This window comes from Streptosporangium sp. 'caverna', assembly GCF_003203775.1.
GTDB lineage: Bacteria > Actinomycetota > Actinomycetes > Streptosporangiales > Streptosporangiaceae > Streptosporangium > Streptosporangium subroseum.
Genome location: NZ_CP029711.1, coordinates 10,934,482 through 10,960,517, shown reverse-complemented (window position 1 = coordinate 10,960,517; position 26,036 = coordinate 10,934,482). Strand labels below are relative to the sequence as shown.

Genomic DNA, 26,036 nt, shown 5'->3' with positions numbered 1-26,036 from the left:
TCCGTCCGATACGCTGCGGTCACCACACACCTGGATACGAAAGGGTGGGGCCATGTCATCCGGCGACATCGATGCATTGCTACGGGTGACCTCGCCCAACTACATCGGGACGAGCCATCCGGACATCGCGTTCGGCACTCTCGACGGCCCGGTGGGACGCCTCACCCTCGCCGTGACGAACCGGGGCGTGGTGGCATGCAGCTACGAGGACGAGAACATCGTCTTCGAGCGGGTCAGCAGGGAGGTCGGCACGTTCATCGGGCCGGACGCGCGGCGTCTCGACCCGGTCCGCCGGGAGCTGGACGCCTACTTCTCCGGCCGGCTGCGCGCCTTCACGACAACGATCGACCTACGGCTGGCCACGCAGTTCGCCAGGACCGTGCTGCAGATGATGCTCGCGGTGTCGTACGGGACGGTGACCACCTACCGCGAGATCGCCGAGCGGATCGGCAGGCCCCGGGCGCTGCGCGCGGTCGGAAACGCGCTGGGCAGCAACCCCGTGTGCGTGATCGTGCCCTGTCACCGGGTGGTCGAGAGCGAGGTCGTCCTCGGCGGCTACGCGGGAGGCCCGGCCGTCAAGGAACGGCTGCTGCGCATCGAGGCCAACGGCGCAGGCCACGCACCCGGCGGCTCGTAGGCCGCCGAGCATCCGGAAGTCCGGCGACGGCACCGGAGGCACGCCGAAGCCACGAGGCCCCGGGCTCGCCAAAAGCCCGGGGATCGCGGAGGGACGCCGGAGTGCGCCGAACCCACGGGGTCCGGAACCACCCCGGCGCCCGGAGGGTCAGGAGCGGCGCCGGAGCAGGCCGATGCCCAGGGTGAGCAGGCCCGCGACGAGGAACGCGCCGATCGACGCGCTCATCCACGGCTGAGGAGTGAACCCGATGGCTCCCCTGACGCCGTCCCAGATCTGCGCCCACCACGACACCGCCGAGGGCGCGGCGAGCAGCCACCAGGTGACGAAGCCGAGCACCCACGGGATCACCATGAGCCAGCGCGAGGGGGCGTTCTCCGAGGTGTTCCAGTCTCTGCCGCGACCGAGCAGGAAGTAGTCGACCACCAGCACTCCGAGCATCGGCACGAACACCGCGCCGATGATGCTGAGGAACGCGCTGTAGGAGTTGACGTCGATGACGAGGGCGATGCCCGTGGTCAGCACGCCGATGATCACGGAGAAGATCCGGCGGTCCACCCGTGGCATCAGGTTCTGCAGCGACATCGCCGTGGAGTAGACGTTCGCGAACGACTGGTCGGTCTCGCGCAGCACCAGGATGCCGAAGAACAGCGCGCCGAGCGGGGCCGCCACGAACGGGGCGAACACGGCGGTCGGCTGCTCCAGCACCAGGTTGTGCCCGGCGAGCGCCACCGCGTAGACGCCGACGGCCAGGCAGGCGACCTGGGCGATGGTGTAGCCGCCGACGACGCCGATGAAGGCCCCGCGGCTGGAGCGCGAGTGCCGGGCGTAGTCCGCCGCGACCGGCACCCACGACACCGACAGGGCGACCACGAAGTCCACGGCCGGCGCGAAGGCGTCCCAGGAGCCGCCGGTCTGGACGGGGGTGTCACGGAAGAAGACCACCGCGAACCACGCCATCGAGATGATCACGCCGACCGTGACGAAACGCCGGATCAGCCGGATGGCTCCCAGGGGGTAGATGGTCAGCGCCGTCGTCAGGACCCCGGCCACGATCGCCCAGACCGCGTAGGGGACCGACGATCCGAAGATCGCTTGTGCGCCCATCGCGACGACCCACAGCTCGAACGCGCCCCATCCGATCATCTGGATGATGTTCAGCACGGTGGGGACGTAGGAGAGTTTCGCGCCGAACAGCCCGCGCAGCAGCACCATGGCGGGCTGGCCGGTCTGCGCTCCCGGCACCGCGGCGAGGCCGACCATCGCGGTGCCGATCAGGCTGCCGACGAGGGCCGCGACCAGCGCCGCGGTGAAGGTGAGCGGGTTTTCGTCGAGCAGGGGATTGATCAGGAACAGCGCGAAGGAGAACCCGAGCAGGCTGACACCCAGATTGGCCCAGAACGCGCCCTGATCGAGCGCGCCGAGGGTCTTGGGGGGTGCCTCGTCGAGGGTGAGAGGGGCCTCGGCCGCGCTGTGATCAACGATGGCAGGCGTCATTAACGCTCCCTACGCCGGCATTACCCGGACAGGTTCATGCGGTCGGCAGCAGCTGTAGCTGCCCTCTCAGCCTGGTTGCCCCAAGCTCCCGCGTCGGTTGGTGCGCAAAGCCGGGATCATCCCAGCTCGCGCCCTCATGATGCCCTATGTGTCCGTGTTCAGCCAGCGCCGGGCTGAAGCGCCCATCCCACGGTACGAATTCGTGGGCGCACGGCCGCGTAAGCGGCGAGACCGTGCGCCCACGGCCGTACTGCAGGCATTCGGTCTCCGGACGAGTGGTTCCGCACCGGGCCCGAACGCGAACACCACCGGGCCCCCGCATCACGCGAGGACCCGGTGGTGAGGCGAAACGGTTCTTAGACGAGGCAGCCGAGAATCTGGGGCACGGTCGCGCCGGTGATGTCGGAGCTGATGTCAAGGGCGGTGCCGAGGGGCATCAGCCTGGCGCCGACCAGGCTGAGGAACGGCCCGGTGGCGGCCTTGACGTTCGCGCACAGGTCCGCCTGCGCGGCGGCGGGAGCGGAATCCGCCTTGGCCTCACTGGAGACCGCAGGAGCCGAGTCCGCCTTGGCCTCACTGGAAACCTCGGGAGCGGAATCCGCCTTGGCCTCATTGGAAACCGCAGGAGCCGAGTCCATCGGGGCCTCGCTGGAGACCGCAGGAGCCGAGTCCGCCGGGGCCTCGCTGGAAACCGCAGGAGCGGAGTCCGCCGGGGCCTCGCTGGAAACCGCAGGAGCGGAGTCCGCCTTGGCCTCACTGGAAACCGCAGGAGCCGAGTCCGCCGGGGCCTCGTTGGAGACCTCGGGAGCGGGGTCCATCGGGGCCTCGTTGGAGACCGCAGGAGCCGAGTCCATCGGGGCCTCACTGGAAACCGCAGGAGCCGAGTCCATCGGGGCCTCGTTGGAGACCTCGGGAGCGGGGTCCATCGGGGCGGCGTTGGAGGCCTCGGGTGCGGGGTCCGTCGTGGCGGCGTTGGAGATCGCAGGAGTGCCGAGCACGGCCAGGCCGAAAGCGGCGATCGCGGCGGTACCGACGGCAATATTCCGAAGACGAAGCATAAGAGTCCCTTTCAATGACAGCGGCGTCTTTGGACGCCCGGACGGATTGTTCTCCGCCCATTGCCATTGAAAACCCGAGTAAAGAAATGAATTGAAGATAATTTATTAAGTCCACCTAATATTTATGCCCAAATGCATTGATGTCGATCCGCCCTCAGGGAAGTCGATGGGGATCATCCGCGACGAAAATTTGCCGCGAGAGCGCATATGGGCAGCTCAGAGCCATGATCACAGGAAGACAAGGGGAGTTTACGACAACTTCCCCACTCTTCACGAATGGGCGCCAAAAGGCCACGAATGTCGGTCGGCGCCTCGAATTTCCGGGGTGGGACCGAATCTTCATGCTACGAAACGATCGTCTTACGGATTAAGCAACAATGATTCCGTGAAACGTGACGGAATGAAGAAAAATGAGATATCGACGCTATTTCAGGGGCTTCTGTATTGAGCGAGCCCATCGCGGCCGGTGCCGCGAGCGCAGGGACCGAAGGGGACGGAAGCTCGGGCGAGGCGCGGCTTCTGCCACCCCGTCCCGTCTCGGTCGTGCGGTGACCACCGTCGAAACCGCTCCTCCAGGTCTGGAGGCCTGCTCTCTCCAGACCTGGAGGGACCTCTGGAGACTGATCGCGGGATCCACCGGCGACCGGTACCGCGAGGGCCGCGCACACCCCCGCCCCGGATGACGCCTCCCGGTGTGCTCACACCGGCCGGGGCGGATCGGCCCGGGATCCGGGGGATGAAGGACGGCCCCGGCGTTCTTACCGGCTCTCAGGCCACGAACGGGTCTCCACCGTTCTCGCCGATCATGGGACGGCCCGCGAGGTCCCAGGACTGCATGCCGCCACCGACGTTGATCGCATCCCAGCCGACATGGTTCAGCCAGGCGGCGGCGTTCGCGGAACGACCGCCGAGGCGGCAGATCACGTATACGGGCGCGTCCTTGGGCACCTCTCCGGCCCGGGCCTGCAGCTCGCCCAGCGGGATGTGGACGGCGGTGGGCGCGTGGCCCGCTCGCCACTCGTCGATCTCGCGTACGTCGAGCAGGAACGCATCATCCGGCACGGCCTGCACTTCGATTTCAGGAACACTCATGAACCCATTGTCCCAAGTCCTTCACCGAATGTGTCCCAAAGCCGCTCGGAGGCTCAGGGAACGCCCCAGAAGGCGAGCTCGTGGGCCATCCCTCGCGCTCGGCCCTCACATGGTGCTCACGACGTAGGGTCGAGCGATGACGACGATCGCGGAGGAAGTGCTCCTCCTCGCCTACAGCGAGGCGGAGGGCAGGCAACTGATCGGCTCCTCGGAGCTGGACGCCGCACTTGGCGGCGCCATACTGGCGGAGCTGGCGATCCACGACCGGATCGACCTCGCGGGCAAGCAGGTCACCGTCCGCGATGCGACCCCCCTCGGGGACGAGGAGCTCGACGCGGCACTGGCCAGGATCGCCGGGGAGCCGAGGGAGCGCAAGCCCGAGTGGTGGGTCCAGAAGTTCCATTCGACCAAGCTTCGCAAGCGCCTGCTCTCCCGCCTGGCAGAGCGGGGCGTGCTGCGCGAGGAGCAGCGCAAGATCCTTGGGATCTTCCCTTCCACCCGCTACCCGGAGCGGGATCCGAGCATTGAGCGGGGAATCCGCGAGCGCGTCCAGAGCGTGCTGTCCGGGACCGATCCCGACGAGCGGATCGCTGTGCTGGTCGCCGTACTGCATGCGGCCAAGATCGACCGCAAGGCGTTTCCCGACGCGAGCGGGGATCGCATCCGGGAGATCACCGAGGGCGAGTGGGCCGGCGAGGCGGTCGCCAAGACCATCGCGTCGATCAACGCCGCGATCATGGTGGCCGTGATGAGCGGAGCCATCGCCGGCGCCTCCTCGGCGGGCGCCTCCGGCCAGTAGCGTCTCCGCCGGTCGAACCGCTACGACCGCCGCAGAGACGCGGGCCTTTCTCCCGACGTGAAGCCGGGGAGAAAGGCCCGCGCTTGGTGCGGCGGGAGGCGTCTCCGGTGTTCACGCCGGAGACACGGGGTCATTTCGGGAGGACGTCCTTGGGAACGGGCTTGTCCTCGGCCAGGGCCCTGAACATGCGAAGGGCCTTGTCCGTGTCCCATTTGACGACGGCCTGGCCGTTGATGGTGGGCAGCGAGCCGACGGGAACGACCGTGGTGACCGGGTTGCCGCCCATGGCGAGACCGAGGGAGAGCAGGTTGAAGGCGCCGCTCTCCTCGCCGATGGTCACGGAGTCGGCGGCGCTCAGCGCGAGCGGGACGGAGGTGAAGGGGTTGATCAGGACCCCCGGGCTCGCGGCCTTCTTCACCACCGCGGAGAAGAACTGGCGCTGGCGCTTGGTCCGATCGAAGTCGGGGATGGCGCCGGTGGCACGGGTGCGGACGAATCCGAGGGCCGTTCCGCCGTCCATCACCTGCAGGCCCTTCTTCAGGTTGATCCCGGCCTTGGGGTCCTTGATGGCCTGCGGGACGTTGATCTCCACCCCGCCGATGGCGTCCACGATGCCCACGAAGCCGCCGAAGCCGATCTCCATATAGTGGTCCACCCGCAGGCCGGTGACCTGTTCCACGGTCTTGGCGAGCAGCTTGGGCCCGCCGTCCTGGAAGGCGTAGGCCGCGTTGAGCTTGTCGCTGCCGTGGCCGTCGATCGGCACGTAGGAGTCACGCGGAAGGCTGACCAGGGTCGGGCGGTCGTCGTTGTCCGGGATGTGCAGCAGCATCATCGTGTCGGTCCGGCGGCCGAGGGCCTTGCCGGTGGCGAGCTTCTTACGCTGGGCCTTGGTCAGGCCCGCACGGCTGTCGGAGCCGACCAGCAGCCAGTTGGTTCCGGCTGTGGCGGCGGGACGGCCTTCATAGTCGCTCAGGGCGGCGACGTGGACCAGCCTCGAATTAATCATGAAATATCCGCCGACGGCCAGCACCAGCAGCAGCACGAGCAGACCGACGAGAATCTGTACGGCCAGCCTGCCGGGACGCTTGGGCCGCCAGGAGCGGCTCGGGGTCCGGGGGCCGCCCTTCCCGCCGGAGCCCCCGCCGGAGACGGCCGGCGGGCCGCCCTGGAAGGCGGTGGCAGGCGCCTCGGCGGACGGCGACAGGGGCCTGACGGGGGTCGAGCCCGACCTGGCCTTGCCGTAGACCCGCGAGGATCCCCGGGGTCGCGCGTCGTCCGCCGGCGCTTCCCTTGCGGGCTCCGCAGGCGCGCCCGGCACCGGGTAGGCCGGCTGCCCGGCCGCTCGCGGCGGTATGGGCGCGGGCATGGGCGACCGCAGCTTACGGGTGCGATCGTCGTCTTCCGGCCAGTCAGCCACGTCGTGTTCCGCCACTTCTTGATCTCAGGGTGAGAACGTCATTATCGACGCTACGTCGTCGCTCCCGTGTGCGCAGATAGGTCTTAAAGGTTCTCCTGCGTAAAAGTACACAGAAGGGTACTTAGCCACCGGCAATGCGATCGTCGGCCGATCCGGAAACATCGACCCCCATCTGGATCGTTACGGTAGAGACGACTGCTGCTCGAAAGGATGATCGTGTCCACTTCGGACCCGTGGAGTACCTGCCCGTGCGAATGCACGGGAATCGCTGATTCAACCGGGAGAGCAACCCGGTGAACACGGCTCTTGGCCTGCTGGCCGTACTACTTCTCACCCTGGCCACCGGTTATTTCGTCGCCCAGGAGTTCGCCTTCGTGGCCGCCGACCGCGGCGTGCTGCGCGAACAGGCCGACGCCGGTGACGCCGCCGCCAAGCGGGCGCTGGAGGTGACCGGACGCCTGTCGTTCATGCTGTCGGGCGCGCAACTCGGCATCACCGTCACCGCCCTGCTGGTCGGCTTCATCTCCGAACCCGCCATCGCCACGGTGATCCGCCCGTGGCTACAGACGGCGGGCGTGCCCGGGAGTGCCGTACCGGGCATCGCCGTGGCCCTGGCCGTGGCGATCGCCACGGTCGTCCAGATGGTGCTCGGCGAGCTGGCCCCCAAAAACCTGGGCATCGCCCGTCCCGAGCCGGTGGCCAAGTTCCTCTCCGGCTCGACCCTCGTCTATCTCAAGATCGCCGGGCCGGTCATCCGGCTGTTCGACTCCGCCGCCACCGGCCTGCTGCGCCTGGTGGGCGTGGAGCCGGTCGAGGAGATCGAGCACGGCGCCAGCCCCGAGGAGCTGTCCCGGATCATCTCCGAGTCGGCCACGGCCGGCGACCTCCCACCGGGGCTGTCGGAGCTGCTGGAGCGCGCGCTGGAGTTCGGTGACCGCACCGCCGAGGACGTCATGGTGCCGCGGCCCCGCGTGGTGCTGCTCAGGGACGAGCTCCCGATCTCCGACCTGATCGACGCGGTCCGCGAGCACGGCCACTCCCGTTACCCGGTGCTCTGCAACGAGAACGGCGACGACGTGGTCGGCGTCACCGGCGTGCGGGAGCTGCTGCGCTCCGGCCTGTCCGACGGCCCGCTGGAGAAGATCACCCGCCCCGCGCTCCTGGTTCCGACCTCCCTGCCGCTGCCGGCCGTGCTGGAGCGCATGCGCTCCGCCGGCGACGACATGGCCTGCGTCATCGACGAGTACGGCGGTCTGGCCGGTGTGGTCACCATCGAGGACCTCGCCGAGGAGCTCGTGGGCGAGCTCATGGACGAGAACGACCCGGAGCCCGCGGGGGTCGTCGCGGGCGACGACGGCACCTGGGACCTCCCGGGCACGCTGCGACTCGACGAGGTCGAGCGGGCCACCAAGCTGTCGCTCCCCGAGAGCGACGACTACGACACCATCGCCGGCCTCGTGCTCGCCGCCCTCGGGCGGATGGCCGAACCCGGCGACCAGGTCACCGTCACCCTGACCATGGAGAACGACCCCTTGGAAAACGACGGCGCGGACGAGGCCGACGCGGTGCTCACCGTGCTGTCGGTGCATCGCAGGGTCCCCGAGTGGGTACGGCTCGCGCCCGTCGCCCCCGGGGAGGCCGCGCCCACAGACGAGAAAGAGAACGAACCGGCGATGACCGCGCCACGGATGATCGAGCGTGGCCCCGGCACACCCATGATCGAGCGAAGCGCGGTGGAGAAACGATGAGCGCCACCGCGGCCCTGCTGCTCGGCGTGGTCCTGCTGATCGGCAACGCCTTCTTCGTCGCCGCCGAGTTCGCGGTGATATCGGCTCGCAGGCACCGCCTGGAGGAGCTCGCGGGCAAGGGCGGCCGGTTGACCCGGATCGCCGCCCGCACCGCCGTACGCGGGAGCAGGGAGCTTCCCCTGATGCTGGCCGGGGCACAACTCGGCATCACCCTGTGCTCGCTCGGCCTGGGCATGGTGACCGAACCGGCCATCGAGCACCTGCTCGAACCGATCTTCGCGGCGATAGGCCTGCCCGACTCGCTGCGGGTGCCCATCTCGCTCGTGATCGCGCTGGCTCTGATCACCTTCCTCCACATGGTGATCGGCGAGATGGCGCCCAAGTCGTGGGCGCTGACCCACCCCGAGACGGCGGCGCTGGGACTGGCCCTGCCGTTCCGGGGCTTCACCTGGGTGGTGCGGCCGGTCCTCGCCTCGCTCAACGGCCTGACCAACGCGATGCTCAGGCTGTTCGGCGTGCACACGAGGGACGAGCTGGCCACCACCAGGACCCCGGTTCAGCTGGCCATGCTGGTCGGTGAGTCGGGCCGGATGGGCCTGCTCGACCGCAACGAGCACGACCTGCTCACCAGGGCCCTGCGGGTCCACCAGCAGCCGGTCGAGCGGCTGATGCTGCCCATCGCGCGGGTCACCTGCGTGACCGGGAACGCCACGGGACCCGAGATGCGCAGGATCGCCGCGGACAGCGGGCACCTGCGTCTGCTGGTCAACTCGGGCAGGCCGAACGACGTCCTGGGCGTGCTGCACGTCAGGGACATCCTGATCCGGCCCGAGGCGAGCCCCTCCGAGCTCGCCCGGCCGGCACCCCGGCTGCAGAAGACCACGACGATCCCCGAGGCGGTCTCCACGCTCCAGGACGCCCACGCCCACGTGGGCATCGTCACCGACGCGGGTGGCGAGGTCATCGGGATGGTGAGCCTCACCGACCTTCTGGGCGAGCTTCTGGACGTCCGGGCTCTCGTCACGCGCTAGCGGATATGACAGACGGGCCGGGGAGAAACCTCTCCCCGGCCCGTTTTCTCTGTCAGCGTAATCGGATCGGCCCTCGACGCGGAGGTTGCAAGTGATCCGAAAGTGATCGGCAAGCGGTGGTGGTTAGAAACGGGGGCGCACTCCGCAGTCGACCCAAAAGGTAAAAGGACCGTGCGTAACGGCTGGGTCTTCTCTATAACGGAGCGAACAGCTACTTTGATCGATGATCGCTTGACCGGCTCACCCGACTCGAAACTCCACGGACGGCCCCGATGAACGCGCAGCTCCCGAGAAACGAACAAAGCCCCGACGCGCTGTCCGCGCGATCGGGGCCTTACGTGATTGTCTTAAGTGGGCGAGGAGGGATTTGAACCCTCACGTCCTTTCGGACACACGGACCTGAACCGTGCGCGTCTGCCGTTCCGCCACCCGCCCTTGTTGGGTGCGGTCGAAACATTAGCACGAATCGGCCGGTACCCATGAACCCGGATACGATCCTCCTAGATGCGAAGCGGAGGGACCGGGTGCAGGAGAGCGAGGAACGAGCCAACGAGCGCCCGAGCGCCCGCGATCATGTAAGCGGGCGGAGGAACCGGGTGCGGAGAAGCGACGACCGAGCCAACGAGTTCCCGAGCGACCGCGACCAGATAGACGGAGGAAGGGAGGTACCCGGTGGGAGTCCTTCAGCGTTTCGAGCGAAGGCTCGAAGGCTTGGTTGAAGGGGCCTTTGCGCGGGCGTTCAAATCTGACCTTCAGCCGGTAGAGGTCGCCAGCGCGGTCCAACGGGAGATGGACGAACGGGCGGCGATCGTCGCGCAGGGGCGCACGCTCGTGCCGAACGACTTCGTGGTGGAACTGTCCACGACCGACAGCGAACGCCTCGAGGTCTATGCCGACAGCATCGGCCACGAGCTCGCGAACCTCGCCAGGGAGTACGCCAAGGAGCAGGGTTACTCATTCGTGGGACCGGTCCGGGTCCGCTTCGAGACCGCCGGCGATCTCGCGGTCGGCCTGTTCCGCATCCGCTCGGGAGTGATCCGCGGCGCGACGGTCGAGCAGGACGAGATCCGCCAGCCCGTGAGCGACGTTCCCGCGCCCAAACTGAATCCCTTCGAGGGCCACCCCCGCCTGCTGGTCTCCACCCAGGACGACCCGCAGGGACAACGGTCCTACGATCTGACAACACCGGTGACGCTGCTCGGCAGGGGCACCGACTGTGATCTACGGCTGGTCGACCCGGGTGTATCCCGGCACCACGCCGAGCTGCGCGTGGAGGGTCCCCAGGTCGCACTCGTCGACCTCGGCTCCACGAACGGCACCTTCGTCAACGGCCAGCCGGTTCGCCGGGTCGAGCTCCAGAACGGCACTCGCGTGACCCTGGGGCGCACGACTCTGGTTTTCCGGCGCGATTAAAGGTAAACAGACGGTCCATGTCCGAGCTCACGCTGCTGCTGATCCGGCTCGCGTTCCTCGCGGTGCTGTGGTTCTTCGTGATTGCCGCGGTCGGTGTGATCCGGACAGACTTGTTCGGATCACGCACGGCCGCCGCTGTCACCGCGCGCAAGGTCCCCAAACCCGCAAAGCCCGCCGCGGTCAAATCCAAGAAGGGGGAACCACGGCAAATGGTCGTCACCGGTGGCCCCCTGCAAGGCACCACCATTACCCTCTCGGAGACGCCAATCACCATCGGCCGAGCAACCGACGCCACTCTGGTAGTCAGCGATGACTACGCCTCCAGCCGGCATGCCCGGCTCTTCCCCCAGGACGGTCAGTGGATCGTGGAAGATCTCGGTTCGACCAACGGAACGTATCTCGACCGCTCTAAAGTCACCCGTCCGACTCCGGTGCCGCTCGGTGTTCCGATCCGCATTGGCAAGACCGTCATCGAATTGCGCAAATGACCATCGCACTCCGTTACGCCGCCCGCTCCGACGTCGGCCTCCTCCGTGAAGGCAACGAGGACTCGGCCTACGCCAGCGGCCGCCTGCTCGCCGTCGCGGACGGTATGGGCGGCCACGCGCACGGTGAGGTGGCCAGCTCGGTCGCCATCGCCGCAATGTCCTCCCTCGACGAGGACACCCAGGGGGGTGACCTGCTCAGCGCCATCGAGGCGGCTGTACGCGACGCCAATCGCAGGCTGCACGAGATGGTGGCCCGGGATTCAAGCCTCAAGGGCATGGGCACCACCCTGACCGCCATGCTCTGGTCCGGCACCAGGGTCGCCCTGGTCCACGTCGGCGACTCACGCGCCTATCTTCTGCGGGCGGGGGAGCTCTACCAGATCACCCACGATCACACGCTCGTGCAGTCCCTGGTGGACGACGGCCGGATCACCCAGGAGGAGGCCGCCACCCACCCGCAGCGCTCCATCCTGCTGCGGGCGCTCGACGGCAGCGGCGAGGTCGACCCCGACCTGTCCCTGCGCGAGGCCCAGGTCGGCGACCGCTACCTGCTCTGCTCCGACGGATTGTCCGGGGTGGTGACCGCGGAGACGATGCATCACACGCTCTCCACGATCGAGGACCCCGACACGGTGGTCCGCACGCTCATCGACCTGGCCAACCGCGGTGGCGGTCCCGACAACATCACCTGCGTCCTCGCCGACGTCCTGGAGGTGGAAGAGGCACTCGCCCCGCTCGCCGAGGCCGCCGTGGTCGGTGCGGCCGGGTCGACCCTGCGGTCACCGGCGTCGGACGCGCCGGCGGGACATGCCGGCGCGGTCACGATGCCCCAGCCGGTCATCACGGATGACGATCTCGAGGAGCCGGTCGCCAGGGCCACAGGGCGGCCGGCCAAACGTCGTCGACTGTGGCCGCTTATGGTCGTCGTGGGAGGCGTCGTCGTCATCGGCGGCGGCTTCGGCTGGTATTTCGGGAACCAATGGCTCGACGGCCAATACTTCGTAGGGGCTCGGGGTAACGAGATCGTGGTTTTTCAGGGCCTGCCGACCAGCGTCGGCCCCGTCGACCTCTTCGACGTCGCCAAGAGCACCGCCGAGTCGGTCTCGGTCCTCAGCGCGTTCCAGCAGGGCCAGGTCCGCGACGGCATCCCCGTTCCCAGCGTCGACGCGGGACTGAAGAAGATCGAAGAACTCAAGACGTCGGCGACCCCCGACGGGAAGGACGAGCCGACCTCCCAGCCGAGCGTCTCGCCGAGCGCCACCCCGACTCCAAAACCCTCAAGGTAGCGGTAACACATGAGCACCCCAAGCGCCGAGCCCGTCCCCCTGCCCGCCAAGCGGCGGATGGCCCAGTTGGCGATGCTCGCTTTAGCGGTCGTGATCGTGATGATCGCCTACGCCAACGTGGGGCTCGCGATCGACAAGAAGATCCCCGCGGGAATGCTCACCTACGGACTGGGCCTGGGCGGGCTCGTGCTGGCCGCCTATCTGGTGCTGGCCAAGTTCGCCCCCTGGGCGGATCCGCTGATCCTGCCACTGGTGACGCTGGTCAACGGCATCGGGCTGGTGATGATCTATCGCCTCGAACAGGTCGGCGCGTTCGGTGCGTCGGCCAGCACGCAACTCCTGTGGACGGCCATCGGCGTCGTCATGTTCTCCGTGACTCTGATCGTGCTGCGCGACCACCGCGCACTGCAGCGGCTGACCTATACGGCGGGAGCCATCGGACTCTTCCTGCTGATCTCGCCGCTACTGCCGGGCATCGGCCAAGAGGTCAACGGCGCACGCATCTGGATCGGCATCCCCGGTCTGGGCCAGCTCCAGCCCGCCGAGTTCGCCAAGCTCGCTCTGATCATCTTCTTCGCCGGCTACCTGGTCGCCAAGCGCGACGTGCTGGCCCTGGCCGGACGCCGGCTGCTCTTCATCGACCTGCCCCGCGCCCGTGACCTCGGCCCCGTCCTCATCACCTGGGGTCTCAGCCTGGGTGTGCTGATCATGCAGAAGGACCTCGGTTCCTCATTGCTGATCTTCGGCACATTCATCGCGATGCTCTACATCGCCACCCAGCGCACCTCATGGGTCCTGATCGGCATTCTGCTCTTCATCGGCGGCGCGGTTCTCGCCGGATTGCTCTTCGATCACGTGTACGCCCGTTTCGAGGTCTTCCTCGACCCGGGCAACCAGGAGCTCTACGATCGCGAGCTCGGCGGCAGCGCCCAGCTCATGCAGGGCCTGTTCAGCATGGCCAGCGGCGGGATCTTCGGCACCGGGCTCGGCCAGGGGCACCCGGAGCTGATCCCGCTGGCCATCTCCGACTTCATCTTCCCCGCCACCGGCGAGGAGCTCGGCCTGACCGGGCTGATGGCCCTTCTGATGATCTACGCCCTGCTGGTGGAGCGCGGTCTGCGCACCTCGATCGCGGCCCGAGACCCGTTCTCCAAGCTGCTGGCGGGTGGTCTGTCGTTCATCCTGGCCTGGCAGGTCTTCATCATCGTCGGCGGCGTGACCAACCTGATCCCGCTGACCGGCCTGGTCACGCCCTTCATGTCCCAGGGTGGTTCGGCTCTGCTGGCTAACTGGATCCTTATCGCGTTACTGGTACGCATGTCGGATGCGGCTAGGAAGCCGCCACCCCAAGCCATCCAGGACGAAGGAATGACACAGGTGTTCCAGCGATGAACGGCCCCCTCAAGCGTGCCGCCCTGGCCTGCCTGCTCATGTTCGGCCTGCTGATGATCAATGTGAACTACCTGCAGGCCGTACGGGCGGATGGTCTGCGCTCGGACCCACGTAACAGTCGTAATTTCTACGAGCGCTACGCGATTCAGCGTGGCCGGATCACCGCGGGTGACAAGGTCCTCGCCGAGTCCGTCGACACCGGCACCAACGACTTCCGATTCGAGCGACGCTATCCCGGGGGCAAGGTCTACGCCCCCATCACCGGGTTCTTCGCGCCGGAGAGCGAACGCGACATGGAGAAGGCGGAGAACACCCTGCTCAACGGGACGAGCGCCGACCTGCTGATCCGGCGCAGCCTCGACCTGTTCACCGCCAAGCAGTCCAAGGGCGCCAACGTCGACCTGACGATCAACCCCAAGGCGCAGGAGGCGGCCTACAAGGCGCTGGGCGAGAGCGGCAAGAAGGGCGCGCTGGTCGCGATCGAGCCGAAGACCGGGGCGATCCTCGCCATGGTCTCGATCCCCACCTACGACCCCAACCTGCTGTCCAAGCCGAACAAGGGCGTAGTCAACGCGGCCTCCAAGAAGCTGGAGACCGACAAGGACCAGCCGCTGCTGAACCGGGCCATCGAGCGCACCTACCCGCCGGGCTCGACCTTCAAGGTGGTGACCCTGTCCGCACTTCTGGAGAGCGACGACACCGTCGGCCCGGAGACCCAGGTGGACGCTCCGACGGTGCTCGACCTGCCCAACACCACCGCCGACCTGCCCAACTTCGGCGGCGCGGCGTGCGGCTCCGGACGCGTGACGCTGTCGTTCGCGCTGGAGCAGTCCTGCAACACGCCGTTCGCCAAGATGGGCATGGATCTCGGCTACGACGCCATCCAGGAGCAGGCCAGGAAGTACGGCATCGGCGGTGACCCGGTGGCGATCCCGATGCCGGTCTCGCCCAGCTCGATCGGTCCCCGCGAGGACCAGGCCGCGCTCGCCCAGGCCTCGATCGGCCAGCGCAGCAACCAGATGACCCCGCTGCAGATGGCGATGGTCGCCGCGGGCATCGCCAACAAGGGCGTGGTCATGAAGCCGTACCTGGTGAACAAGATCGCGGACTCGGAGGGCGGCGAGGTCCAGAGCGCCGAGCCCGAAGAGCTGTCCACCGCGATCAGCGAGGACAGCGCGCGCAAGCTCACGGAGATGATGGTCAACGTCGTCGCCAAGGGCACCGCGAGCGCCGCGCAGGTCCCGGGAGTGACCGTCGCCGGCAAGACCGGCACCGCCGAGACCTCCCAGGGCAGTGACCCGCACGCGTGGTTCATCTCGTTCGCCCCCGCCGAAGACCCCAAGATCGCCCTTGCTCTGATCGTCGAGTCCGGGAGCGCCGGAGGCGAGGCCTCCGGCGGCCACACCGCCGCTCCCATCGCCAAGAGCGTGATTGAAGCGGTGCTGGGTAGATGACCGCCGGCTTGCTCGGGGGCCGCTACCGCCCCCTGGGTCGCATCGCGACGGGCGGCATGGGCGAGGTATGGCGGGCCGAGGACGAGCTGCTCGGCCGCGAGGTGGCCGTGAAGCTGCTCCGGCAGCACATGGCGGCGGATCCGGCCTTCCGCGAACGGTTCCGCTCCGAGGCCCGGATCGCGGCGGGGCTGGCCGACCCCGGCATCGCCCAGGTCTACGACTACGGCGAGGCCGACGGCATCGCCTATCTGGTGATGGAGCTCGTTCCCGGCGAGTCGCTGGCGGGCATCCTGGTCCGCGACGGCAGCCTGAGCGTCGAGGTCACCCTCGACGTGGTCCAGCAGACGGCCAAGGGGCTGCAGGCCGCGCACAGCTCGGGAATCATCCACAGGGACATCAAGCCGGGCAACATTCTGGTCACCGAGGCCGGCGTGATCAAGATCACAGATTTCGGCATCGCCCGGGTTCTGCAGGCCGCACCGGTGACCCAGACGGGCATCCTGCTCGGCACCGCCCAGTACGTCAGCCCCGAGCAGGCCTCCGGACTCCCGCTGACCCCCGCCACGGACCTCTACTCGCTCGGCGTGGTGGCCTACGAATGCCTGGCGGGACGTCCGCCCTTCGTCGCCGAGACGCAGGTGGCGATCGCGCTCATGCATCTCAGCGAGCCTCCGCCGCCGCTGCCGGCAGCCATTCCGGCCGGGGTGCGCAATCTGATCATGTCGTGCCTTTCCAAGGACCCCGAGCGGCGTCCGGCCAGTGCCAGAGAGTTGTCCGAGCGGGCAAACCTGCTGCTTGAGGCACTCGCCACCGGAGGCGCCACGGGCCTGAGCATGCTCACCGACCCGGCGGGATGGCGAGCCGAACCGGCGACCGAGTGGCCGGAGGAGATCGCACCGATCCTGTCCCCGCCCCCGGATCAGGGTCCGGGGTCGGGCCCGGGTCCGGGCTGGGGTTCGGCGGGCACCGTACGGACCTCCACGAGGCGGCGTGGCCTGCGCAGGACGACGGTGATCGCCGCCGCGGTCGCGGGATGTGCCGCGGCCGTCGGGCTGGGCGCGCTGGTGGTCCATGATCTTACGGACAGGCCGAGCGGAAACAAGCCGGAAGAACCGGCGATCAGATCGAGCCCGGCCACCAAGCATCCGACGGTCCGGCCGACCAGAACCAAGCCCGCGACGAGTAGACCGCCGGTCACACCGACGAAGTCGCACCGCCCTTCGGTCACGCCGTCGGCTACGGTAAGCACATCGGCCACGCCTACCATCCGGCCGACGAAGTCGCCACCGCCCAGCCCCAGCCCGACTATTTCGACCCCAACGCCCACCACCCCGACGGCGACACCGAGCCTCACACCAAGCACCACTCCCGGCCCCGGCGACACAGCCCCGTCGAATGGGGAGACGTGACACGGCAACGGGTCGATGATGGACACCGGTGGCCCAAAAGCCCGCCGGCACCCAAGATGAACGGTAAGGGACAGTGCAGGAAATGACTCAGCCCCGACGCCTCGGCGATCGCTACGAGCTTGACGGCGTCGTCGGGCGTGGCGGCATGGCCGAGGTCTATCGCGCCCGAGACATCCGGCTGGATCGGATCGTCGCCATCAAGACCCTCCGCGCGGACCTGGCGAGAGATCACATCTTCCAGGCCCGGTTCCGCCGGGAGGCGCAGTCCGCCGCGTCGCTGAACCACCCCTCCATCGTGGCGGTCTACGACACGGGCGAAGACACGTCCGAGGGCGCGCCCGTGCCGTACATCGTGATGGAGTACGTCGACGGTCGCACGCTGCGCGACCTGCTGCGGGCCGATCGGCGCCTGCTGCCGGAGCGCGCGTCCGAGCTGGTCGACGGGATCCTGCGAGCGCTGGACTACAGCCACCGCGGCGGCATCGTCCACCGGGACATCAAGCCGGCGAACGTCATGATCACCCGCAATGGCGACGTCAAGGTCATGGACTTCGGCATCGCCCGCGCGATGGCCGACTCGGCCGCGACCATGACGCAGACCGCCCAGGTGATCGGCACCGCCCAGTACCTCTCGCCCGAGCAGGCCAGGGGCGAGCGGGTGGACGCCCGCAGCGACATCTACTCCACCGGCTGTGTGCTGTACGAGCTGCTGACCGGACAGCCGCCGTTCACCGGCGACTCCCCCGTCGCGATCGCCTACCAGCACGTGCGCGAGGAGCCGATCCCGCCGTCGCAGATCGACCCCGACATCCCCAAGTGGGCCGACGCCATCGTGCTCAAGGCGATGGCCAAGGACCCGGCGCACCGCTACCAGAACGCCGGGGAGATGCGGGCCGACATCCAGCGGGCGATGTCCGGCATCCCGATGGACGCACAGACCATGGCGCTGGCCAACAACTACGGCTCGGCCACGCGGACCATGCAGCCGCAGCCCGGGGCCGGCGGCCCGGGCACCCAGCGCACCACCGCCGTCCCGGCGTACGAATACGGCACGGAGGAAGGCGGGCGTGGCGGGGGCGGCCGGCGGCGTCAGCAGCAGAGCGGCAACGCGGCGGTCAAGACCGCGGCGTGGATCCTGATCCCGCTGCTGGTCGTCGGCGCCTTCATCGGCGTGGGCTACCTGTTCCTGAGCTCCCCCGGCGACCCCGTCGTGAGCGGCAAGGTGACGATCCCGCTGCTGAGCTCCCAGACCGAGAAGGCGGCGACCGCCGCGCTGACGGGTCTCGGCCTGAAGGTCAAGGTGGTCAAGGAGTTCGACGAGGAGCTGGCGAGTGGCACGGTGATCGAGACCGATCCCGCGGCCGACACCGAGGTCGAGAAGGACAGCGAGGTCATTCTCAAGGTCTCCAAGGGCCTGGAGAAGGTCGAGGTGCCCAACGTGGTCAACATGACCACGGAGGAGGCCACGGCCGCGCTCGAGGACAAGGGCTTCAAGGTCAGCCTGCAGACCAAGGCCTCCAGCCGCAAGCAGGGCATCGTCTTCGAGACCTCACCCGTCGCGGGCAAGAGCGTCAGCAAGGGCAGCTCGGTCCGGATCTACGTGCCCATGGAGTCCGTGGAGATTCCGAACGTCGTCAACATCACGGTCGACGACGCGAAGAAGACGCTCAAGGAGGCCGGCTTCAAGGCCAAGGTCGTGGAGCAGGAGAGCGACCTGCCGGAGGGCACCGTGCTGAGCCAGTCTCCCGAGGCGGGCAGTAAGTACCAGCCGGGGATCACGGTCACGCTGATCGTGTCGAGCGGTGCGCCCCCCGTGCCGACGGAGCAGCCGACCCTCCCGAGCGACGAGCCGACCTTCGACGACCAGCCCACGGAACCGGATCCCACCGAGACCGACGACGGCCAGATCTTCGACCCGGCACCCGGAGACGGGGGCTGAGCTCACCCTCGTACCCGAAGGCAGAAGCCGAGCCCGGCCCCGTCGTTGGAGACGGGGCCGGGCTCGGCTTGTGACCGGAGGCAGGGACCGGGTTCGGTGCGTGACCGGAGGCGAGGACAGGGCCCGGCGCCGTGACCGGAGACGGGTTCGCCCCCGTGGGAACTCCCTGGAAAGCAGGGGCCCCGCGACTTCGCGGGGGTTTTCTTCTGGGAACTCGCCGAAGGATTTTTCCCGGGAAAAGGGACGAGCCCTTCCGTCACTCGGGGGCGATGGCGGAAGGGCTCACTGGTTAATCGTTCAGGCTGGGGCCGGCGTTACACGATTCCGGTGAGCCAGTTTCCGAGGAGCCGGTGACCGTGTTCGGAGATCACCGATTCGGGGTGGAACTGCACGCCCTCGAGGGGGGCGGTGCGATGGCGCAGACCCATGATCACTCCGTCTGCGGTGGTCGCGGTGACCTCAAGGATCTCAGGGACGGTCTCGGGCAGGACCGCCAGCGAGTGGTAGCGCGTCATGGTCGCCGGAGACGGCAGCCCGGCGAAGACGCCGCGTCCGTCGTGCGCGATCGCGCTGGTACGGCCGTGCACCAGCTCGGGAGCCCGTGCCACGGTCGCGCCGTGGGCGATCGCGATGGCCTGGTGGCCCAGGCAGACGCCGAGCAGGGGGAGGTCGCGGGCCTCGCAGTAACCGACGAGCGGGACGCTCACCCCCGCGTCCTCGGGCGTGCCCGGGCCGGGGCTGATCAGAACCCCGTCGAAGCCGTCCGCATCCTCGACCACGACCCGGTCACGCGGGCGTACGTCGCAGGTCGCGCCGAGCTCGCGGAGATACTGGACGATGGTGTGGACGAAGCTGTCGTGGTTGTCCACGACAAGTACTCGAGTCATCGGTTCACGGGTTCATCGGTTCAGGACGGTCTGGTCGAGCGGGATGCGGGGTTCAAGCCAGGGGAACACCGCGTACCAGAGTACGGCCACCGCCAGCCCGGCCAGCACCACCGTGAAGAACGTCCGGGCCGCGAGATTGCCGGGGAGCAGCCGCCAGATCCAGCCGTACATGAGACTCCTTGTCTGCTTGTCCTCAGGTCCGGCGGTCCTCGCGCCTGTCCAGTTCTCCGAAGACGATGAGCCGCTGGGCCGCGGAGTATTCCGGATGGCAGGTGGACAGTGTGATCAGGGCCTTGGCCGGCTCACGTCCCGGCTGGCCGGGGACCGGGGCGATGACGTCCACCTCGGTGGGCTCGACGATGCGGGTGCGGGTGACGCGATAGGTGTAGCGAGCCTCGCGAGCCTCGACCACGATGTCGTCGCCCCGGCGGAGCTCGTCGATGCGGTTGAAAGGCGCGGCGTAGGTAGTTCGATGCCCCGAAAGCACGAAATTTCCGACTTCTCCTGGCATTGCGGTCCCGGGGTAGTGGCCCGGTCCCATCCGCAGCCGATCCCGGTCGATGCCCTCCACCACGGCGTACCGGTAGTCGGCACCGAATCGGGGAATCCTGAGCATCGCCACCGCTCCGCCCAGCCGGACCTTGCCGAGCAGCCGGGGCCCCTTCTCCTCGGAGAGCTGCCTCTGCAGCAGGGTCTGCTGCTCCACGGTGTAGGAGCCGGTACCCCAGAGGAGGTAGGCACAGAAGAGCAGCAGGACCAGACCCGTCGTGATGCTCAGCTCCCCCAGAGCTCTCAATGTGGCTCTCATGAGGTCAGGCTAGTGACGGCCGGACGGGCCGGACGGACGCGAATCACGCCGTTGAACCAAGGTTTGCCCCGTAATGGTTCGCCGCGGAATCGCCACGGCCTACATGACCCGACTATTCTTAATCAGGTCATCGCTCACCAGCGATTACGCTAGCCGACATGGCCTGCGCATGATCCGGATCGCGCAGGGTTGACGCAGGAGAAGAAACCCCAGTGCCCAAGCCCAACACTCGTAAGAAGGCGGTTTACACTCCGCCGCAGACGTCCCAGCAGGTCAAGATGAGCCCGCGCTGGTTGGCGCCGGTCATGGTGGCCTCCTGGATCATCGGGATCCTGTGGATCGCCATCTACTACGTGGCGCCCAACGCACCCCTTCTGGGCACCCTCCAGAACTGGAACCTGCTGATCGGGTTCGTTTTCATCATCTTCGGTGTGGTGTTGTCCACGCGCTGGCGTTAGTTTTTTCCACAGTGTTTATCCACACCCTGGGGATGCCAGGGTGTGGATCAGCCAAAGACGCCCAACTGGGCCTGGATGGCGGCCTGGACGGCGAACGGTGGCAGCAGCATGACCATCGCGACCAGCACCACGGCGAGCGCGACGCAGCCTCCCCACTGAACCGCGTTGCGGTTCTTGGACGGGGCGAAGGCGAGGATCACCGCGGCCAGGCCGCCGGTGATCAGGCCGCCGAGGTGGCCCTGCCAGCTGATGTTGGGGACCACGACGGTGAGCACCACGTTGATGCCGATCAGCCAGAGCACGCCGCGGACGTCGAAGCCGAGCTTCCTGGCGAGCACGAACAGCGCGCCGAACATGCCGAAGATCGCACCCGAGGCGCCCACCGCGGAGATTCCGAACAGGTAGATCGCGACGGATCCACCGAGCGCGGAGAGCATGTAGAGGGCCAGGAACCGCGCGTGGCCGAGGCGCCGTTCCAGCTCCGGGCCGATGGCGTAGAGCGCCCACATGTTGAACAGGATGTGGGTCAGGGCGAAGGAACCGCCGCTCAGCGGCTGGTGCAGGAAGGCGCCGGTGATCAGACGCCACCATTCGCCCCGGTAGGCGACGCTGTAGGAATCCATCGCGAAGTTGTTGAGCACCCAGTTGGTGCTCGCGATCTCCGCGAGGTAGGCCAGGACATTGATGACTATCAGCGTCCAGGTGACCCGGGGGACGGTGACCGCCCGGCCGCCGAAGGTCGCCTGCGCCTGCCGTACCGTCTTGTTGCCCTCGGCGACGCATTCGGGGCACTGGAAGCCCACGGAGGCGTCGCGCATGCAGTCAGGGCAGATGGGACGGTCGCAGCGCTGGCAGCGCACGTAGGTTTCGCGTCCGGGATGCCGGTAGCAGGTGGGAACGGACGCGGTTTCGGGCTCGCTGGGTGGCTGGGTGGTCATGACGCGTGGCTGGCCCTTCGAGGGTGGTGTTATCCACAGACTGCCAGCCTATTCATGATCCCGAGCATCCGCGCACGCGAACGGCGGCCTCCCGAGGGAGGCCGCCGGGCGAATGATCAGCTCTGGACGCGCTCGATGGTGACCGACTCCAGGATCACGTCGTTCTTCGGACGGTCCCGGGCATCGGTCTCGGTCTTGACGATGGCGTCGATGACGTCCTGGCCCTCGACCACCTCACCGAAGATGGTGTGCTTGCCGTTGAGGTGCGGCGTGGGCACCACGGTCACGAAGAACTGCGAGCCGTTGGTGCCGCGGCCGAACTGGATGCCGGCGTTGGCCATGGCGAACAGGTACGGACGGTTGAAGTAGAGGTCCGGGTGGATCTCGTCGTCGAACTTGTAACCGGGGCCGCCGACGCCCTGGCCCAGCGGGTCGCCACCCTGGATCATGAAGTTCTCGATGACCCGGTGGAAGATCGTGCCGTCGTAGAGCTTGTCGGTGGTCTTCTCGCCGGTCTCCGGGTGCGTCCACTCACGGGTGCCTTCGGCGAGTTCGACGAAGTTACGCACGGTCTTGGGCGCGTGGTCCGGGAAGAGCTGGACCTTCACGGTGCCGCGGTTGGTCTTCAGATTCGCAATCAACTTCTCAGCCACGATCGGACTGCCCCCTTCAGGTCAGTTAGGCAAAGCCTGCGTATAGCGGTGCTTCTGTGATGTTCTGACGTATACGGCCGTAGCCGATCCATCAAGCATCCTCCCACGGCTCGTCATGATTGAGCCGCCTTCGAGCGGGAAGGGGTGGCGACGGGGCCCCAACAGATCTGGGGAGGTTGTCGTGCCTCTAGTACTATTCGGAAAGCGCAACATGAAGATCGTTATTCCGGAAACGCGGCTGCGCCAGGTGAAGGCGCAGGCCGTCCGAACCGCGGATCGGGTCGGCCCAATGGCCACACAAGCCCGTGACACCGCCAATGAGAAGATCGTCGTTGCACGAGGGTGGGCAGCACCCAAGCTTGACGCTGCCGCTCACTCCATCGCGGAGGAGATCGCGCCGAAGATCAGCGCGATGATGTCCCAGGCGGCCGCCAGGATCGATCCCGCTCCCACCGTCAAGACCCGCAACAGGGCACCGATGCTCCTGCTGTTCATGGGCCTCGCGGTCGGAGCCGTCGGCTATGCGATGTACCGCAAGAACGCCGACCAGTGGGCGGACTCGATGAAGGACAGCGCGTCCGACGCATCGCACTGGGTTGGGCAGAAGACGGAGACCACGGCTGACAGGGTCTCCGGCGCGACACATGACGCCGCGTCGAAGGTCGACGAGTTCGGCGGCAAGGCCGACTCGAAGGCAGACCAGATCTCCAAGAAGATGTCCTGATTTCACGAAGGTAGGGCCCACACCATCGATGGTGTGGGCCCTACCTTCGTGAAAGGGCGCTTCCGGTCTCCGGGTGACGGCGCCCGCACGCCACGGACGGCCCGGAGAGACCCCGTACGGCGGTCCGCCCGACCGGAGGGCGAGGGACCGTAGGCGGTCTACGCGGAGTCCGCCTGACCGGGGAGAACGGGAGACGGCGCCCTAGATGGTCCCCAGGTGGTCTACGTGGTCGAGTGCGCCGCGTCGGCCAGGGAGGGCAGGCGCCTGATGGTGCGGCTCGCCGTGGTGCCCGCGGCCACGATCAGCATGACGAGGCCGATCGTGAGCAGGGCCTCCGTCGCACCCCACCGCTCAATGATCAGTCCCGCCGCCACAGGACCTACGGGGGTGGCCACGCTTCCGATGAGCGCAAGACTGCTGATCACCCGGCCCTGGAGATGGTCAGGCGTGACGGCGACCTGGTAGGCGCCGAGGATGGTGTTCGCCGTCGGCATCAGGAAAAGCATGGCGGCCAGCGTGGGACCGATGACGGAGATCGTGGGGCTGATCGCCATGAGAGGGATCAGCGCCGCGCTGATCCAGAACACCGCGAGGATGACAAACGCCGGGCTGAAGCGCATGAGACGGGGAGCGATCAGCGCGCCCAGCAGGCCGCCCACGCCGGCGATCCCCAGCATCAGGCCGACTTCGGCCGATGTGGCTCCGCCCTGCTTGGCGATGACGATCACACCGAAGGTGAGGGCGGAGAACACGAGGCTGATTCCCGCCGCGGCCAGGAGCATCACGCGCAGCATCCGCTGGCCCCAGGTCCATCGAAGACCCTCGACGATGTCCTGGAACAGGCTTCTGCGCTCTTCCCCCCGTCCTTCCCGGCGCCGGACGTCCATCGGAGTCCGGATCATCAGTATCGCGAGGAAGGAGAAGAAATAGGCCAGGAGCTGGCCCACGAACGGAACCACCTGCCCGAGACCGTAGAGCAGGCCGCCCAGGGAAGGCCCCGCGATCGTTGCCGCGTGGTCGCGCGCCTCGTTCTGCGCGAAGGCCTGCGGTAGGCGATCGGTCGGCACGATGCGCCGCAGAGCGGATATCTCCGCCGGGTGGAAGAAGACCGCGCAGGCGCCGCTGATCACCGTCGCGCCCAGCAGCATCCAGAAGTTGAGCAGCCCCGAGATCAGCGTGGCGATGATGGCGAGGAGCATGCCGGCCCGCACCAGGTCGCAGGTGAGCATGGTCCGGCGCCGGTTCCATCTGTCCACCAGGGCTCCGGCGGGCAGCCTGAACACGATGTGCGTGACGATGCCCGCCGACCCGATCAGCCCCGCCTGGACGGCCGACCCCGTCAGGTCCAGGGCTATGAGGGGGTAGGCGAGAGACGAAACCTGCGCGCCCAGGGTGGAGGTGAAGTTGGCGCTCCACAGCAGGACGAAGTCCCGGTTGCGTCGTAAGGGCTCCGAGGCCACCCCGGACTCGTTCTCATCGATCTGACCCGTGCTGGTCATGGTGCCTCCGCCGATGTCGCCGAGCTCGGACAAGCGTGGCCGTCCCATCGGGCTGGGGGCCGCCTGGTCATTATGTACAGAATTTAAATTTTGTACAATTTAGAAACGTACAGAACTGCAGTACTGTGCAGCTATGAGCGCGGAGACAGTGCCCTTCACGGTGGCGCGCAGCCAGTTGGCCGAGTTGATGGGGCGGGTGGCGTACGGCGGCGAGAGGATCGTGTTGAGCCGCCACGGCAAGCCCGCGGTCGCCCTGGTCTCCATCGCCGACCTGGAGAGGCTTCAGGCGATGGCGGAGCAGGAAGAGCCGTCGCAGGTCGTGTCCTTGGGAAAGACGTCATTCGACCTTGCCGAGCCGTCCCCTCGGCAGGACCCTCGCCGTTTCGACATCGCGGCCGAGCAGGCCCCGCCCGGCGGCGCCACTCCCTGATCGAGCAGGCTCCACCGCCCCCTGGTCGAACCGCTTCCTTCGCGGAGCGGTATCAAATGATCCACACTTGCCGTATGGCAACGATGCGGATCAACGGTGCGGATCTCGCCTACGACGAGGCGGGAAACGGTCCCGCGGTGGTGCTGGTGCACGCCGGATGCGCGGACCGACGGATGTGGGAGCACCAGTTCCAGGCGCTGAAGGCGGACTTTCGGGTGGTCCGATACGACTGGCGTGGATACGGCGAATCCGCCGACGCGATCGGCGACTTCGCGCACCATGAGGATCTGCTGGCGTTGATGGACGCGCTGGAGATCGGCCGGGCAGCGGTGGTGGGCAGTTCGGACGGCGGCAAGATCGGGCTGGATGCTGCGCTCACCGCGCCCGGAAGGATCACTTCGCTCACGCTGGTCGCCCCGGGAGTCTCCGGACACGAATGGCCGTCGTCGATGACCTCGCTCTACCGGGAGCGGGTGCACGACGTGGTCGGCCTCGACCGGCTGCGGCTGTACAGGACCGGAGAGGCCGAGACCATCGACCCCGCGGAGCTGGACGCCTACTGCGAGGCCGAGACCGAGTTCCTGGTGGCCGGGCCGAGCCGTACCCGCGACGATCTCGACCCCGAGGTGTGGAAGGCGGCGCTCGCGATGGACCGGCGGCTGAACCAGCGGGCCTGGTCCAGGCCGCAGCCGGCCTCGCGTACGGCACAGCCGCCGGCGATCACCCGGCTCCACGAGATCAAGATCCCCACGCTGGTGGTCACGGGGCTGGCCGACGTTCCCGGGATCCTCGCCCTGTCGGACCTCCTGGTGGAGAGCATCAAGGGGGTCCGCCGGATCGAGTTGCCGCGGACCGGGCATCTGCCACCGCTGGAGCGCCCGAACGAGTTCAACGCGGCCTTGCTGGGCTTTCTCCAGGAGCTGGAGAGCGCCGGCCATCGTTGACGGTTCCGGCCGGGCGGCGGATGCCCGCGGAGCCGCCC

At 67.7% G+C, this 26,036-nt stretch carries 25 protein-coding genes, 1 tRNA gene and 1 riboswitch; of the genes, 15 read left to right on the top strand and 11 right to left on the bottom strand.

Going from position 1 to position 26,036, the window contains the following annotated elements; genetic code table 11:
* Nucleotides 1-52 precede the first annotated feature (52 nt).
* Nucleotides 53-637 carry a methylated-DNA--[protein]-cysteine S-methyltransferase gene (locus DKM19_RS47455; protein ID WP_089213506.1) on the top strand — a complete coding sequence of 195 codons (585 nt, stop codon included), beginning with the start codon at nucleotides 53-55 and terminating at the stop codon, nucleotides 635-637.
* Nucleotides 638-784: 147 nt separating this feature from the next.
* Here DKM19_RS47455 and DKM19_RS47450 read toward each other — a convergent pair whose 3' ends face one another.
* The 3 genes from DKM19_RS47450 to DKM19_RS47440 form a co-directional block, all read right to left on the bottom strand.
* Nucleotides 785-2,131, bottom strand: coding sequence for a cytosine permease (locus DKM19_RS47450; RefSeq protein ID WP_110705124.1), 1,347 nt, complete (start codon nucleotides 2,129-2,131; stop codon nucleotides 785-787).
* Nucleotides 2,122-2,233, bottom strand: a riboswitch (TPP riboswitch). Its footprint overlaps the gene before it by 10 nt.
* 254 nt (nucleotides 2,234-2,487) lie before the next feature.
* Nucleotides 2,488-3,189, bottom strand: coding sequence for a hypothetical protein (locus DKM19_RS47445; protein WP_110705123.1), 702 nt, complete (start codon nucleotides 3,187-3,189; stop codon nucleotides 2,488-2,490).
* 768 nt (nucleotides 3,190-3,957) lie between these two features.
* Nucleotides 3,958-4,281 (bottom strand): rhodanese-like domain-containing protein, encoded by a 324-nt coding sequence (locus tag DKM19_RS47440; RefSeq protein ID WP_110705122.1) that lies wholly within the window; start codon nucleotides 4,279-4,281, stop codon nucleotides 3,958-3,960.
* A gap of 136 nt (nucleotides 4,282-4,417) precedes the next feature.
* Here DKM19_RS47440 and DKM19_RS47435 point away from each other — a divergent pair, with 136 nt between their 5' ends.
* Nucleotides 4,418-5,080 carry a GPP34 family phosphoprotein gene (locus DKM19_RS47435; RefSeq protein WP_110705121.1) on the top strand — a complete coding sequence of 221 codons (663 nt, stop codon included), beginning with the start codon at nucleotides 4,418-4,420 and terminating at the stop codon, nucleotides 5,078-5,080.
* 130 nt (nucleotides 5,081-5,210) lie between these two features.
* On the opposite strand, the gene DKM19_RS47430 is transcribed toward DKM19_RS47435, so the two are convergent.
* Entirely contained in the window at nucleotides 5,211-6,497 is a 1,287-nt protein-coding gene (locus tag DKM19_RS47430) for an LCP family protein (RefSeq protein ID WP_239513981.1), read from the bottom strand.
* A 293-nt stretch (nucleotides 6,498-6,790) separates the two neighbouring features.
* Between DKM19_RS47430 and DKM19_RS47425 the strand changes: the two genes are divergently transcribed.
* Both DKM19_RS47425 and DKM19_RS47420 read left to right on the top strand, forming a co-directional pair.
* Nucleotides 6,791-8,245, top strand: a complete 1,455-nt coding sequence (locus tag DKM19_RS47425; RefSeq protein ID WP_110705120.1) for a hemolysin family protein — start codon at nucleotides 6,791-6,793, stop codon at nucleotides 8,243-8,245.
* Nucleotides 8,242-9,276 carry a hemolysin family protein gene (locus tag DKM19_RS47420; RefSeq protein WP_110705119.1) on the top strand — a complete coding sequence of 345 codons (1,035 nt, stop codon included), beginning with the start codon at nucleotides 8,242-8,244 and terminating at the stop codon, nucleotides 9,274-9,276. Before DKM19_RS47425 ends, DKM19_RS47420 begins: the two co-directional genes overlap by 4 nt.
* 352 nt (nucleotides 9,277-9,628) lie before the next feature.
* Here the strand turns inward: DKM19_RS47420 and DKM19_RS47415 are convergent.
* A tRNA-Leu gene (locus tag DKM19_RS47415) sits at nucleotides 9,629-9,711 on the bottom strand.
* 237 nt (nucleotides 9,712-9,948) lie between these two features.
* On the opposite strand from DKM19_RS47415, the gene DKM19_RS47410 reads away from it, so the two are divergent.
* The 7 genes from DKM19_RS47410 to pknB all read left to right on the top strand — a co-directional run bounded on the left by DKM19_RS47410 (nucleotide 9,949) and on the right by pknB (nucleotide 18,657).
* Nucleotides 9,949-10,689, top strand: a complete 741-nt coding sequence (locus DKM19_RS47410) for a DUF3662 and FHA domain-containing protein (RefSeq protein WP_089213171.1) — start codon at nucleotides 9,949-9,951, stop codon at nucleotides 10,687-10,689.
* A gap of 17 nt (nucleotides 10,690-10,706) precedes the next feature.
* The gene (locus DKM19_RS47405) at nucleotides 10,707-11,177 is read left to right on the top strand and encodes an FHA domain-containing protein (protein WP_089213172.1); all 471 of its coding nucleotides are present in this window, start codon (nucleotides 10,707-10,709) and stop codon (nucleotides 11,175-11,177) included.
* Entirely contained in the window at nucleotides 11,174-12,463 is a 1,290-nt protein-coding gene (locus tag DKM19_RS47400; protein ID WP_110705118.1) for a Stp1/IreP family PP2C-type Ser/Thr phosphatase, read from the top strand. The genes DKM19_RS47405 and DKM19_RS47400 overlap by 4 nt, the downstream gene beginning before the upstream one ends.
* 9 nt (nucleotides 12,464-12,472) lie before the next feature.
* Complete coding sequence (locus DKM19_RS47395; protein WP_110705117.1) at nucleotides 12,473-13,855, top strand: FtsW/RodA/SpoVE family cell cycle protein; 1,383 nt, start codon at nucleotides 12,473-12,475, stop codon at nucleotides 13,853-13,855.
* Complete coding sequence (locus DKM19_RS47390) at nucleotides 13,852-15,309, top strand: penicillin-binding protein 2 (protein ID WP_110705116.1); 1,458 nt, start codon at nucleotides 13,852-13,854, stop codon at nucleotides 15,307-15,309. Before DKM19_RS47395 ends, DKM19_RS47390 begins: the two co-directional genes overlap by 4 nt.
* Entirely contained in the window at nucleotides 15,306-16,718 is a 1,413-nt protein-coding gene (locus tag DKM19_RS47385; RefSeq protein ID WP_110705115.1) for a serine/threonine-protein kinase, read from the top strand. Before DKM19_RS47390 ends, DKM19_RS47385 begins: the two co-directional genes overlap by 4 nt.
* Before the next feature lie 82 nt (nucleotides 16,719-16,800).
* Nucleotides 16,801-18,657, top strand: a complete 1,857-nt coding sequence (gene pknB, locus DKM19_RS47380; RefSeq protein ID WP_110705114.1) for a Stk1 family PASTA domain-containing Ser/Thr kinase — start codon at nucleotides 16,801-16,803, stop codon at nucleotides 18,655-18,657.
* A gap of 314 nt (nucleotides 18,658-18,971) precedes the next feature.
* Here the strand turns inward: pknB and DKM19_RS47375 are convergent, their stop codons facing one another.
* Genes DKM19_RS47375 through DKM19_RS47370 form a run of 3 tightly spaced genes read right to left on the bottom strand, consistent with a single transcriptional unit; the run spans nucleotide 18,972 to nucleotide 20,340 of the window.
* On the bottom strand, nucleotides 18,972-19,544 hold the full coding sequence (locus DKM19_RS47375) for an aminodeoxychorismate/anthranilate synthase component II (RefSeq protein WP_110705113.1): 573 nt from the start codon (nucleotides 19,542-19,544) through the stop codon (nucleotides 18,972-18,974).
* 12 nt (nucleotides 19,545-19,556) lie between these two features.
* Nucleotides 19,557-19,715: a hypothetical protein gene (locus tag DKM19_RS51425; protein ID WP_204358557.1), complete on the bottom strand. Its 159-nt coding sequence runs from the start codon at nucleotides 19,713-19,715 to the stop codon at nucleotides 19,557-19,559.
* A 22-nt stretch (nucleotides 19,716-19,737) separates the two neighbouring features.
* Entirely contained in the window at nucleotides 19,738-20,340 is a 603-nt protein-coding gene (locus DKM19_RS47370) for a class E sortase (protein WP_239513980.1), read from the bottom strand.
* Between the two features lie 224 nt (nucleotides 20,341-20,564).
* Between DKM19_RS47370 and DKM19_RS47365 the strand changes: the two genes are divergently transcribed.
* On the top strand, nucleotides 20,565-20,810 hold the full coding sequence (locus DKM19_RS47365; protein WP_089213181.1) for a cell division protein CrgA: 246 nt from the start codon (nucleotides 20,565-20,567) through the stop codon (nucleotides 20,808-20,810).
* Nucleotides 20,811-20,857: 47 nt separating this feature from the next.
* Here DKM19_RS47365 and DKM19_RS47360 read toward each other — a convergent pair whose 3' ends face one another.
* Together DKM19_RS47360 and DKM19_RS47355 are read right to left on the bottom strand one after the other, a co-directional pair.
* Nucleotides 20,858-21,748, bottom strand: coding sequence for a rhomboid family intramembrane serine protease (locus DKM19_RS47360; RefSeq protein ID WP_110705111.1), 891 nt, complete (start codon nucleotides 21,746-21,748; stop codon nucleotides 20,858-20,860).
* Between the two features lie 116 nt (nucleotides 21,749-21,864).
* Nucleotides 21,865-22,401, bottom strand: a complete 537-nt coding sequence (locus DKM19_RS47355) for a peptidylprolyl isomerase (RefSeq protein ID WP_110705110.1) — start codon at nucleotides 22,399-22,401, stop codon at nucleotides 21,865-21,867.
* A gap of 211 nt (nucleotides 22,402-22,612) precedes the next feature.
* Between DKM19_RS47355 and DKM19_RS47350 the strand changes: the two genes are divergently transcribed.
* On the top strand, nucleotides 22,613-23,125 hold the full coding sequence (locus DKM19_RS47350; protein ID WP_110705109.1) for a hypothetical protein: 513 nt from the start codon (nucleotides 22,613-22,615) through the stop codon (nucleotides 23,123-23,125).
* Nucleotides 23,126-23,346: 221 nt separating this feature from the next.
* On the opposite strand, the gene DKM19_RS47345 is transcribed toward DKM19_RS47350, so the two are convergent.
* The gene (locus DKM19_RS47345; RefSeq protein WP_162642309.1) at nucleotides 23,347-24,624 is read right to left on the bottom strand and encodes an MFS transporter; all 1,278 of its coding nucleotides are present in this window, start codon (nucleotides 24,622-24,624) and stop codon (nucleotides 23,347-23,349) included.
* A 133-nt stretch (nucleotides 24,625-24,757) separates the two neighbouring features.
* Between DKM19_RS47345 and DKM19_RS47340 the strand changes: the two genes are divergently transcribed.
* Nucleotides 24,758-25,054, top strand: coding sequence for a type II toxin-antitoxin system Phd/YefM family antitoxin (locus DKM19_RS47340; protein WP_110705107.1), 297 nt, complete (start codon nucleotides 24,758-24,760; stop codon nucleotides 25,052-25,054).
* Nucleotides 25,055-25,128: 74 nt separating this feature from the next.
* Nucleotides 25,129-25,998 (top strand): alpha/beta fold hydrolase, encoded by an 870-nt coding sequence (locus tag DKM19_RS47335; RefSeq protein WP_110705106.1) that lies wholly within the window; start codon nucleotides 25,129-25,131, stop codon nucleotides 25,996-25,998.
* The last annotated feature ends 38 nt before the right edge of the window (nucleotides 25,999-26,036 follow it).

Excerpts from the sequence above, each read along its gene's own strand:
- DKM19_RS47455 (WP_089213506.1), top strand. The coding sequence starts at position 53 with ATGTCATCCGGCGACATCGATGCATTGCTACGGGTGACCTCGCCCAAC.
- DKM19_RS47450 (WP_110705124.1), bottom strand. The coding sequence starts at position 2,131 with ATGACGCCTGCCATCGTTGATCACAGCGCGGCCGAGGCCCCTCTCACC.
- DKM19_RS47445 (WP_110705123.1), bottom strand. The coding sequence starts at position 3,189 with ATGCTTCGTCTTCGGAATATTGCCGTCGGTACCGCCGCGATCGCCGCT.
- DKM19_RS47440 (WP_110705122.1), bottom strand. The coding sequence starts at position 4,281 with ATGAGTGTTCCTGAAATCGAAGTGCAGGCCGTGCCGGATGATGCGTTC.
- DKM19_RS47435 (WP_110705121.1), top strand. The coding sequence starts at position 4,418 with ATGACGACGATCGCGGAGGAAGTGCTCCTCCTCGCCTACAGCGAGGCG.
- DKM19_RS47420 (WP_110705119.1), top strand. The coding sequence starts at position 8,242 with ATGAGCGCCACCGCGGCCCTGCTGCTCGGCGTGGTCCTGCTGATCGGC.
- DKM19_RS47405 (WP_089213172.1), top strand. The coding sequence starts at position 10,707 with ATGTCCGAGCTCACGCTGCTGCTGATCCGGCTCGCGTTCCTCGCGGTG.
- DKM19_RS47400 (WP_110705118.1), top strand. The coding sequence starts at position 11,174 with ATGACCATCGCACTCCGTTACGCCGCCCGCTCCGACGTCGGCCTCCTC.
- DKM19_RS47395 (WP_110705117.1), top strand. The coding sequence starts at position 12,473 with ATGAGCACCCCAAGCGCCGAGCCCGTCCCCCTGCCCGCCAAGCGGCGG.
- DKM19_RS47390 (WP_110705116.1), top strand. The coding sequence starts at position 13,852 with ATGAACGGCCCCCTCAAGCGTGCCGCCCTGGCCTGCCTGCTCATGTTC.
- DKM19_RS47385 (WP_110705115.1), top strand. The coding sequence starts at position 15,306 with ATGACCGCCGGCTTGCTCGGGGGCCGCTACCGCCCCCTGGGTCGCATC.
- pknB (WP_110705114.1), top strand. The coding sequence starts at position 16,801 with ATGACTCAGCCCCGACGCCTCGGCGATCGCTACGAGCTTGACGGCGTC.
- DKM19_RS47375 (WP_110705113.1), bottom strand. The coding sequence starts at position 19,544 with ATGACTCGAGTACTTGTCGTGGACAACCACGACAGCTTCGTCCACACC.
- DKM19_RS51425 (WP_204358557.1), bottom strand. The coding sequence starts at position 19,715 with ATGTACGGCTGGATCTGGCGGCTGCTCCCCGGCAATCTCGCGGCCCGG.
- DKM19_RS47360 (WP_110705111.1), bottom strand. The coding sequence starts at position 21,748 with ATGACCACCCAGCCACCCAGCGAGCCCGAAACCGCGTCCGTTCCCACC.
- DKM19_RS47350 (WP_110705109.1), top strand. The coding sequence starts at position 22,613 with ATGAAGATCGTTATTCCGGAAACGCGGCTGCGCCAGGTGAAGGCGCAG.
- DKM19_RS47345 (WP_162642309.1), bottom strand. The coding sequence starts at position 24,624 with ATGACCAGCACGGGTCAGATCGATGAGAACGAGTCCGGGGTGGCCTCG.
- DKM19_RS47340 (WP_110705107.1), top strand. The coding sequence starts at position 24,758 with ATGAGCGCGGAGACAGTGCCCTTCACGGTGGCGCGCAGCCAGTTGGCC.
- DKM19_RS47335 (WP_110705106.1), top strand. The coding sequence starts at position 25,129 with ATGGCAACGATGCGGATCAACGGTGCGGATCTCGCCTACGACGAGGCG.